Here is a 9,640-nt window from a genome sequence, read left to right on the forward strand (position 1 = left end):
GGTGACCTCCTCCGGCGGTGCGGCGTGGACCCGCCGCGGCGTGCTCGCCGCCGGTGCCGCCGGTGCCGCCGGACTGGTCACCTCGTGCCGGAGCGAGTCACCCGGCACGTCCCCGTCACCCACGCCGACCACGACCCCCAGCACCACGCCGGCCCCCACGCCGCCGACCTGGGCGCGGCTGGCCCGCTCGGTCGAGGGCCGGCTGCTGCTGCCGCGGGAGCCGGCGTACGACGTGGCGCGGCTGCTGCAGAACCCGCGCTTCGACGACCAGCGGCCGCTCGCCGTGCTGACCGTGGCCTCGGCGCGCGACGTGGCGACCGCGATCGGGTTCGCGCGGGAGCGCGGGCTGCCGGTGGCGATCCGGTCCGGCGGCCACAGCTACCCCGGCTGGTCCGGCGGCGGCTCTCCGCGAGCGCTCGTGCTCGACTGCCGTGCGCTCTCGACCGTCGACCTGGCCGCCGACGGCACCGCCTCCATCGGCGCGGGCGCCGCGCTCGCCCCGGTCTACGACACCCTCGGCCGCCGCGGCCGCGCGATCGCCGGCGGCTCCTGCGCCACGGTCGGCATCGCGGGGCTGACCCTCGGCGGCGGGGTCGGGGTCCTCACGCGCGACCTGGGCCTGACCTGCGACGCGGTCACCGCGATGGAGGTGGTCACGGCCGACGGGCGCATCCGCCGGGTCACCGCGGACGACGACCCGGACCTGTTCTGGGCGCTGCGCGGCGGGGGCGGCGGACACCTCGGCGTCGTCACGTCCTTCGAGATGCGCACCTCGGCGACGCCCGAGGTCGGCTCGGCCTTCCTGCAGTGGCCGCTCTCGGCCGCCCCGGACGTGCTGCCGGCCTGGCAGGCGTGGGCGCCCGGGGCCGACCCGCGGCTGTGGTCGACGACCAAGGCACTGGGCGGGACGAAGCACCCCGACGGCCCCGTGCTGCTGGTCTCGGCCACCTGGACCGGGCCGGCCGACGCCTTCACCGCGCAGCTCGCCGGCCTCCTCGACCACGTCCCCGCTCCCGGCGTACGCGTGGACCACCGGCGGACCTACCGCGACGCGATGCTGGCCTACGCCGGCTGCACCGACCTCCCGATCGAGCGCTGCACCACCGCGCCGGGTGGCGGCCTGACCCGGGAGGCGTTCGGGGCGACGTCCCACGTGGCCTACGGTCCGCTCCCCGACGCGGGCGTCGCGGCGCTCGTCGGACGGGTCGAGGACGCCGCCGCGACCGGGCTGCTGGAGGCCGGCATCTCGATCGACGCCCTCGGCGGCCGGGTCCGCGACCTCGCACCCGACGCGACGGCCTTCGTGCACCGCGAGGCGCTGGCGACCGTGCAGTACACCGCGACGTACGCGCAGGGTCCCGGGGCGTCCGCCGACGACTACGTGCGCGGCTTCCGGTCGACGATGTCGCGCTGGTGGGGGCAGCACGCCTACGTGAACTACGCCGACGCGACGATCGAGGACCCGGCGACGGCGTACTTCGGCGCCAACGCCGGACGCCTCCGATCCGTGCGCGAGACCTATGACCCGGACCGGTTCTTCACCCAGCCGCAGGACTACTGACCGAGCGGGTCGCTGGCAGCACGCCGCGGTTCCGGGGAGACTCGGCGGCGTGACGTCGTGGACCCGGGTGCCCGTCGCGGTGTCGGCCGAGGTCGGGCTGGCCACCGCGGCGCTGCTCGTGGTCGTGTCGACCGTGCCGGCCGCGCCGCTCTCCACCCTCGCCCTGGCGCTCGTCGGCGCCGCCGCGTCGGCCACCGGTGCGTCGCTGCACCCGGTCGGTCCCCCCGCCCGCCTGGTCCGCGACGTGCTCGCCGGAGCGGCGGCAGCGCTGGCCCTCGGCATCCTGCTGGTGGTGCCGATCGACCCGCTGGCCGTCGCCGCCTGGGGGCTCGGTGCCCTCGCGACATCGGCGTCCGTCCCCGCCTTGCTCGGGGTCGCGGTCGTCGCGCAGGTCGCCACCGTGGCCGGCGCCGGCGCCTGGTCGGCCGACGAGCCGCGGCGCGCCACGGCCGCCCAGCTCCGGGCGGGCAACGGGGTCGTGGTCGAGGTGGACACGCACGCCTTCCTGCTGCAGCAGGCCGTCACGATCCTGCGCAACGACGGCCGCGTCGCGGAGGCCGACTTCCTGTCCTCGGCCGACCCGGCAGCGCCGTACGCCCGCAACGCCGACGGCTCGCCGACCACCCACCGCGAGTCCTACCTGTGGCGGGCCCAGCTCGGTTCGGTCGACGCCGACGGCAAGAACAAGGCGAGCCAGATGCCCGACCACTTCTTCAACTGGTGGACCCACTCGGGCAAGGGCACGATCTCCGGACCGTCCGCGGCGACCTGGGCCGAGGAGCAGTTCGCCGAGGCGGTGCAGGCCTGGCGGCACGGCGACCGGTCCACGGCGATGTACCACCTCGGCGCGGCCGCCCACCTCGTGGACGACGCCTGCGCGCCGCCGCACGCGTCGCCGTTCGTCCCCAACCACCGGGCCTACGAGGAGTGGGTCGTGCCCCGGCAGGCCGAGCACGCCGTCACGTCGGGCGGGATCTACCGCACCGACTTCCGCCTGCACACGGGCCACGGCGGCGACGAGTGGTCGAGCTCGCACACGCGCGGCTGGGTCGACGAGTGTGCGCACCGGGCGGCCGGCCTCCAGATCAACACCGCGCACCCGCCCCCGGGCGACCCGGCCGACGCGGCCGACTACGAGAGCACGATCGCGCACTTCGAGGAGACCCAGCGCCTGACCGCGGGCTACCTCGATTTCTTCTTCGAGCAGATGGGAGCGTTCCGATGACGGCCGACACCCCGGTGGACACCCCCGTCCGCCCGCCCCGACGGATCCGGACCGTGAGCGCCGTCCTGACCGGCACCGCGGCGGCCTTCGGGCTCACTATCAGCGGGGGGCTGCTGGCCGTGGTGTTCGCGGGCGTCGAGCAGTGGGCCAACCTGCCGGCCTGGCTCGACGACGCGTCGCCGTACGCCGTGCTCCTCGCCGGACTGGCACTGGCCGGGCGGGTGGCCGCCGACGTGGCCGGGAGGTACGCCGCGTGGTGCGGTCTCGGCGCCGGCCTGCTCGTCCTGGCCGCCGGCGCTGCCGTCTCGCGCAGCAGCGAGGCCCACGGCGACGGTCTGGAGATGCCGACCGTCTACGTCTCCGCCGTCGTCGTGGCGCTGGCCGTGGCGGCCTTCGCGCTGCTCAGCCGTCGGCTCCGACGCGAGTGAGGACCTGCGCGGTCTCGCGCGGCTCCTCGGTCTCGCGGAAGCCGTAGCGCTCCCACCAGCGCAGCATCGGCGCGGGCGCCCACCAGTTCCAGCGGCCGAGGAGCTTCATGGTCGCGGGCACGAGCAGGGCGCGGACGACGGTCGCGTCGATGACCAGGGCGACCAGCATCCCGATGCCGATCATCTTCATGAAGACGATCCCGGACAGGCCGAAGGCGCCGATCACGACGGCCAGCAGCAGCGCGGCGCTGGTGATGATCCGGCCGGTCTTCTGCACGCCGGTGGCCACGGCGAGGTCGTTGTCGCCGGTGCGGTCGTACTGCTCGCGGACGCGGGAGAGCAGGAAGACCTCGTAGTCCATCGACAGGCCGAACAGGATGGCCAGCATCAGGATCGGGTTGGTCGCGTCGAGGAAGCCCATCGAGGTGAAGCCCAGCAGCCCGGAGAGGTGGCCGTCCTGGAAGATCCAGGTGACCACGCCGAACGACGCCGTGATCGAGAAGAGGTTCATCACGACGGCCTTGACCGGGAGCACCAGCGACCCGAACGCCATGAACAGCAGCACCAGCATGACCACGAGCACGATCAGGCCCATCCACGGCAGGTGCGCGCCGACGGAGTCGACGAGGTCGACGGTGTTGGCGGTCTGGCCCCCGACGAGGGCGCTGCCGCTGGCGGGGTCGATCCCGCGGACCTGCTGGATCAGCTCCTGCGACGCCTCGGTCTGGCTGTTGCCCCGCCACGCCGCCCGCAGCAGCGTGGTGTCGCCCTGCTGGTCGACCTTGTGCACGCCGGCGACACCCGGCAGTGCCTCGACCTCGGCGACGTACGCCGCCACGTCGGCCCGGGTGGTCCCCCGCAGCAGCAGGCTGGCGGTCGACATCTCGGGGCCGAAGTCCTGGTTGAGCTTGGTGGCCGCGACGTGGGCCGGGGCGTCGGAGGGCAGGACGCGGTAGTCGACGCTGCCCCACTTCGCGCCGAGGAAGGGCGAGGCGACCGCGAGCAGCACCGCGACCGTCGCGACGATCACGAGCACCGGGCGACGCATCACGCCGTGGGCGAGGCGGGCCCACCAACCGTGGTCGTCGCCGACCGAGACGGCGCGGTGCCGGCGCCACGGGAGGCGTCCGCCGTCCACCCGGCGGCCCAGCAGGCGCAGCACGGCCGGGAGCACCGTCAGGGCGGCGAGCATGGCGATCACGACGGCCGCGATGCCGCCGTACCCCATGGAGCGCAGGAAGTTCTGGGGGAAGATCAGCAGACTCGAGAGGGCCGCGGCGACGGTCAGGCCGGAGAACAGCACCGTCCGGCCGGCGGTGGTCATCGTGCGGCGGATCGCGGTGGCGGCGGCGTCGGGGTCGTCGTCCGGGAGCTTGGCGAGCTCCTCGCGGAAGCGGCTGATCACGAAGAGCGCGTAGTCGATGGCCAGGCCCATGCCCAGCAGCGAGATGACGTTGACCGAGAAGATCGACACGTCGGTGAACAGCGTGATCACGCGGACCAGCGCGAGCGCGCCGACCACGGCGAGCGCGCCGACGAGGGCCGGCATCGACGCGGCGACCAGGCTGCCGAAGATGAGCAGAGCCAGGACCACCACGACCGGCAGCGAGATCTCCTCGGCGCGGGCGAGGTCCTCGGAGGTGATCTTGTTGACGTCGCCGTAGACCGCGAAGGCGCCGGCCACGTGGGTGGTGAGGCCGTCGGCCTCGAGCGCGGGCTCGAGCCGGTCGTAGTTGTCGAGGTAGTCCGACTGGCTGCTGCCGGCCAGCGAGATGACGATCTGGGCGGCGTGGCCGTCGGCGCTGACCATGCTCGGGTCGTGGGCCGCGTAGTAGGGCACGACCGAGGCGGTGGTGCCGGCCGGGATGTCGGCGACGACCTGTTTCACCGCGGCTCGGAACTCCGGGTCGGAGGCGGTGAGCGTGGCGTCGCTGTAGATCGCGACCACGTCGACGGACTTGTTGCCGAAGGCGTCCTGCTCGGCGGCGAGCTCGCGCGCCGACTCCGAGCTGCTGTCGTCGAAGCCGCCCTGCGACAGGGAGCCGAAGACGCCCAGGCCATAGGCCCCCGCGGCCAGCGCCAGGACGATGCCGGCCAGCAGCACGGCCACCGCACGTCGGGCCACGAAGGCCCCCCACCGCTCGATCATCGCGGCCTCCTCGTGAACACACATCAGGAAAGTGAACGGTGTAAACCGTAAACGGTGTAAACTTCCCGCGTCAAGTAAAGATCCCGCCGCTCGGGGCCGGGATCTGGCCGGGACCAGGAGGCAGTCAGTGGCCACAGGCACGCAGGAACCCACCCGCCGCGAACGCCAGCGCGAGGCGACGTTCGAGGAGATCGTGCGCGCGTCGCGCGAGCTCCTCGGCGAGGGTGCGGAGTTGTCGCTGCGCGCCGTCGCGGGCCGGATGGGGATGACGGCCCCCGCGCTCTACCGCTACGTCGCGAGCTACCAGGAGCTCGTCGACCTGGTCGCCTTCGAGATCGACAAGGCGGCCACCGAGCGGCTCGTCGCCGCGGCGGCCACGGCGCCCGCGGACGACCCGGCCGCCCGCCTGATCTGCGCGGCGGTCGAGTTCCGGGCGTGGGCGCTGGTCAACGCCCGCGAGTTCTCGCTGTGCTTCGCCAACCCGGTCGCCGACTCCTCGTGCCTGCGCCGCGAGCTGCTCACCGCCTCCAGCTCCGGCCACTTCTTCACTGACCTGATGCACGACCTGTGGGAGCACCACGGCTTCCCCATCCCCACCCTCGACGAGCTGCCCCCCGCCGTCGCCGAGGCGGTCCGCGACCCCCTCATCCCGGCCAAGGTCGACAAGATCGCGCCCGCCGACCGCGGCCTGGTCTGGGTCTACATGCAGGGCTGGACCATGCTCTACGGCGTCGTGACCCTCGAGGTCTTCGGCCACATGGACCCACGCGTGATCACCAGCGGCGAGATGTTCATCGACACCGTCCACGCCTTCTGCCAGCGCGTCGCCCTCGCCGACGACTGGGGCCGGCTCGAGGCGCTGCTGCGGGAGCGGCTGGCGGCCTGACGGGGCGATAGTCCGGCACGTTTCTGTTGTTGATGGTCGTTCTCCACAACAGAAACGTGCCGGACTATCCCTTCTACGACCCCAGCAGCTCGTCCACCCAGGCCGGCACGAGCTCCCCCGCCCGACCGTGGCGGGACTCGGCGAAGTGGTGGGTGCCCTCGCTGGGCTGCAGGTTGAGCTCGAGGGTGCGGGCGCCGTACGCCGTGGCGAGCTGGACGAAGCCGGCGGCCGGGTAGACGGCGCCGGAGGTGCCGATCGAGACGAACAGGTCGGCGGAGGCGAGGGCCACCTGGATCTGGTCCATGGCGTAGGGGATCTCGCCGAACCAGACCACGTCGGGCCGCAGCTCGGTGACGCCGCAGCGCGGGCACGGGGGCAGGTCGGCGAGGTCGTCGGTCCACGGGCTGCGCCCGCCGCACGCCCGGCACAGCGCGGACAGGAGCTCGCCGTGCATGTGGGTCACGCGGGTGGAGCCGGCCCGCTCGTGCAGGTCGTCGATGTTCTGGGTGACGAGCAGGAAGTCGTCGCCGAGGTGCCCCTCGAGCCGGGCGAGCGCGGTGTGCGCGAGGTTGGGCTCGACGGCGGCCAGGGCGGCCCGGCGTGCGTCGTAGAACCGCTGGACCACCATCGGCTGGTGGTCGTAGGCCTCGGGCGTCGCGACGTCCTCGACCCGATGCCCCTCCCACAGCCCGTCGGCGTCGCGGAAGGTCGGCACCCCGCTCTCGGCGGAGATGCCGGCACCGGTCAGGACGACGATTCTCAGCTGACGACCTTGTAGTCGAAGTTGACCATCAGCCCGTCGACGCTGGACACCGTGGCCTCGATCTTGCCGTCGCCGTCGGCCGGCTTCGCCGTGCACGTGGTCTTCTCGCCCACCTTGCCGATCAGCTCGTCGTCGCAGGCGATCGAGTCGACCTGGTAGCCCTGGTCGGTCAGCGACTTCTGGACGGTCGCCGCGACCGTCTCGGCAGGCACGTAGGACAGCACGTCGAACTTCGCCTCACCCCCGTCGATCGCGGTGACGGTGACGCGTACGTCAGCCTTCTCCTTGCCCACGTCGAGGTGGCAGTTCTGGGTGGCGTCGACCTTCGAGTCCAGGTCGCCGTCGCAGGTGGTGGAGATGGTGGCCGTCGGGTCGTCCGGGGTGTACATGGAGGTGAGCTGCTTCTCCAGGTCCGCCTGGGAGATCGGCTTGGTGCCCCCGACCGAGACGTCGGCGTTGCAGGCGGTGGCGGCGAGGAGGCAGACGGTCACGGCGGCCAGCCTCAGGGCGGGGATCTTCATGGGGCGAACGGCTCCTTAGTAGTACCAGGGGAACGGGGACCAGTCGGGCTCGCGCTTCTCGAGGAACTGGTCGCGTCCCTCGGTGGCCTCGTCGGTCATGTAGGCGAGCCGGGTGGTCTCACCCGCGAAGAGCTGCTGCCCCACCAGCCCGTCGTCGATCAGGTTGAACGAATACTTCAGCATCCGCTGGGCGGTCGGGGACTTTCCGTTGATCTTGCGGCCCCACTCCAGCGCCTCGCGCTCGAGGTCGGCGTGGTCGACCACCTTGTTGACCGCGCCCATCCGGAAGGCGTCCTCGGCGGAGTACTCGTCGCCGAGGAAGAAGATCTCGCGTGCGAACTTCTGCCCCACCTGGCGGGCGAGGTACGCCGACCCGAAGCCGCCGTCGAAGGAGCCCACATCGGCGTCGGTCTGCTTGAACCGCGCGTGCTCGCGGCTGGCCAGCGTCAGGTCGCACACGACGTGCAGGCTGTGGCCACCGCCGGCCGCCCAGCCGTTGACCAGGCAGATCACGACCTTGGGCATGAAGCGGATCAGCCGCTGGCACTCCAGGATGTGCAGCCGGCCGAGCTTGGCCTTGTCGACGGTGTCGGCAGTCTCACCCTCGGCGTACTGATAGCCGGCGCGGCCGCGGATCCGCTGGTCTCCGCCGGTGCAGAACGCCCACTTGCCGTTCTTGTCGCTCGGGCCGTTGCCGGTCAGCAGCACGCAGCCGACGTCGCTGGAGATGCGCGCGTGCTCGAGGACGCGGAGCAGCTCGTCGACCGTGTGCGGCCGGAAGGCGTTGAGGATGTCGGGGCGGTCGAAGGCGATCCGGACCGTCCCGTGCGCCTTGGCGCGGTGGTAGGTCAGGTCGGTCAGGTCCTCGAACCCCGGCACGACGTCCCACGCGTCGGCATCGAAGATCTCGGAGACTCCGTCGATCGCACTCATGGGGAGAACCTAGTGCCCGTGGAATCCCCGTCTCACACATGGTGTTGTGGGAGGCATGGCACTGACAGGCACCTATGTCCCCAGCAAGACCGAGTGGGTCCGCGACAACGTGGCCGAGTACGAGGCGACCGACGGTGAGAAGGGCCGCTTCCTCGGCGGCTACCCCGTCGTCGTGATCACCTCGGTCGGCGCGAAGTCCGGCAACCTGCGCAAGAACCCCGTCATGCGCGTGGAGCGCGACGGCACCTACGTCGCGATCGCGTCGAAGGGCGGCGCGCCGGAGCACCCGGAGTGGTACTTCAACTTCCTGGCCAACCCGGAGGTCGACCTCCAGGACGGCGCCGAGAAGCACACCTACAAGGCCCGGATCGTCGAAGGTGACGAGCGCGCCGACTGGTGGGAGTACGCCGTGGCGACCTGGCCGACCTACGGGGAGTACCAGAAGAAGACCGACCGCGAGATCCCGGTCTTCCTGCTCGAGCGCACCGACTGACGGTCGGCGGCTCCCGGACGCGTCAGGCGTTGCGGGCGATCGAGGCCGCGAGCCCGACCAGGTGGGCCAGGCGTGCGAGCTCCGAGTCGAGGAACTCCGGGCCGCCGCGGCGACCGATGACCACGACCTCGTCCTGGTCGAGCCGGGCGCCGCAGTAGATGTTGACCTCGTCCTCGAGGTTGATCCGCTCGGCGCCGTCGACGTCGACGAAGTCGAGGTCCTCGGGAGCGGCCTCGGTGCGGCCGAGCACCTTGCCGCCGCGGTGGACGCGGGCGGCCCAGTCGGCCCGGAAGGTCACGGGCAGCAGGCCGACGAGCCGGTCGAGGGCGGCGGCCGGATCGGTGGTCAGCTCCTCCACGGCCTCGAGGTCGAGGAAGAGGTTGCCGCCGGCGGCGTACCGGCTGATCCACAGCACCTGCACGCCGTCGAGGGCGTTGCAGACCGACACGATCGAGTCGGGCATCGACCCGGGCGCGATCTCGAGCAGCACGTCGTCGACGGCCGTGCCCTCGTCGTGGCGCTTCTCGACGATCTCGATGGCCTCGATGTCGCCCCCGGCCTCACCGATGGCGCTCGCCACCCGTCCCAGGGACCCGGGGACGTCGGGAAGCTCCACGCGCAGCAGGAACGGCATGTCTACTCCAAGATCGGTTGGCTCGACCCTAGCCGTCCCAGATTGCC

At 72.3% G+C, this 9,640-nt stretch carries 10 protein-coding genes; 5 read left to right on the top strand and 5 right to left on the bottom strand.

Features of this window, described 5'->3' with window-relative positions; translation table 11 throughout:
• Position 1: 1 nt before the first annotated feature.
• Genes EJF31_RS09875 through EJF31_RS09885 form a run of 3 tightly spaced genes read left to right on the top strand, consistent with a single transcriptional unit; the run spans position 2 to position 3,214 of the window.
• On the top strand, positions 2-1,561 hold the full coding sequence (locus tag EJF31_RS09875; RefSeq protein WP_125036889.1) for an FAD-binding oxidoreductase: 1,560 nt from the start codon (positions 2-4) through the stop codon (positions 1,559-1,561).
• 49 nt (positions 1,562-1,610) lie between these two features.
• Positions 1,611-2,786, top strand: a complete 1,176-nt coding sequence (locus tag EJF31_RS09880) for a hypothetical protein (protein WP_125036890.1) — start codon at positions 1,611-1,613, stop codon at positions 2,784-2,786.
• Positions 2,783-3,214, top strand: a complete 432-nt coding sequence (locus EJF31_RS09885) for a hypothetical protein (protein ID WP_125036891.1) — start codon at positions 2,783-2,785, stop codon at positions 3,212-3,214. Before EJF31_RS09880 ends, EJF31_RS09885 begins: the two co-directional genes overlap by 4 nt.
• On the opposite strand, the gene EJF31_RS09890 is transcribed toward EJF31_RS09885, so the two are convergent.
• Positions 3,189-5,387: an MMPL family transporter gene (locus tag EJF31_RS09890; RefSeq protein WP_125036892.1), complete on the bottom strand. Its 2,199-nt coding sequence runs from the start codon at positions 5,385-5,387 to the stop codon at positions 3,189-3,191. The genes EJF31_RS09885 and EJF31_RS09890 overlap by 26 nt on opposite strands.
• 103 nt (positions 5,388-5,490) lie before the next feature.
• Between EJF31_RS09890 and EJF31_RS09895 the strand changes: the two genes are divergently transcribed.
• The gene (locus EJF31_RS09895; protein WP_125036893.1) at positions 5,491-6,249 is read left to right on the top strand and encodes a TetR/AcrR family transcriptional regulator; all 759 of its coding nucleotides are present in this window, start codon (positions 5,491-5,493) and stop codon (positions 6,247-6,249) included.
• Between the two features lie 73 nt (positions 6,250-6,322).
• Here EJF31_RS09895 and EJF31_RS09900 read toward each other — a convergent pair whose 3' ends face one another.
• From EJF31_RS09900 to EJF31_RS09910, 3 genes are read right to left on the bottom strand one after another with little or no spacing between them, the layout of a single operon-like run.
• Entirely contained in the window at positions 6,323-7,012 is a 690-nt protein-coding gene (locus EJF31_RS09900) for an NAD-dependent deacylase (protein WP_125037725.1), read from the bottom strand.
• The gene (locus EJF31_RS09905; RefSeq protein ID WP_125036894.1) at positions 7,009-7,533 is read right to left on the bottom strand and encodes a DUF4333 domain-containing protein; all 525 of its coding nucleotides are present in this window, start codon (positions 7,531-7,533) and stop codon (positions 7,009-7,011) included. Before EJF31_RS09905 ends, EJF31_RS09900 begins: the two co-directional genes overlap by 4 nt.
• 15 nt (positions 7,534-7,548) lie before the next feature.
• Entirely contained in the window at positions 7,549-8,466 is a 918-nt protein-coding gene (locus EJF31_RS09910; protein ID WP_125036895.1) for a 1,4-dihydroxy-2-naphthoyl-CoA synthase, read from the bottom strand.
• Positions 8,467-8,521: 55 nt separating this feature from the next.
• Here EJF31_RS09910 and EJF31_RS09915 point away from each other — a divergent pair, with 55 nt between their 5' ends.
• On the top strand, positions 8,522-8,959 hold the full coding sequence (locus EJF31_RS09915; protein ID WP_185736186.1) for a nitroreductase family deazaflavin-dependent oxidoreductase: 438 nt from the start codon (positions 8,522-8,524) through the stop codon (positions 8,957-8,959).
• A gap of 22 nt (positions 8,960-8,981) precedes the next feature.
• Here the strand turns inward: EJF31_RS09915 and EJF31_RS09920 are convergent, their stop codons facing one another.
• Complete coding sequence (locus EJF31_RS09920; RefSeq protein WP_125036897.1) at positions 8,982-9,593, bottom strand: ACT domain-containing protein; 612 nt, start codon at positions 9,591-9,593, stop codon at positions 8,982-8,984.
• Positions 9,594-9,640: the final 47 nt, after the last annotated feature.

Origin of the sequence: Nocardioides sp. LS1 (assembly GCF_003865225.1) — a bacterium.
Classification (GTDB): domain Bacteria; phylum Actinomycetota; class Actinomycetes; order Propionibacteriales; family Nocardioidaceae; genus Nocardioides; species Nocardioides ginsengisegetis.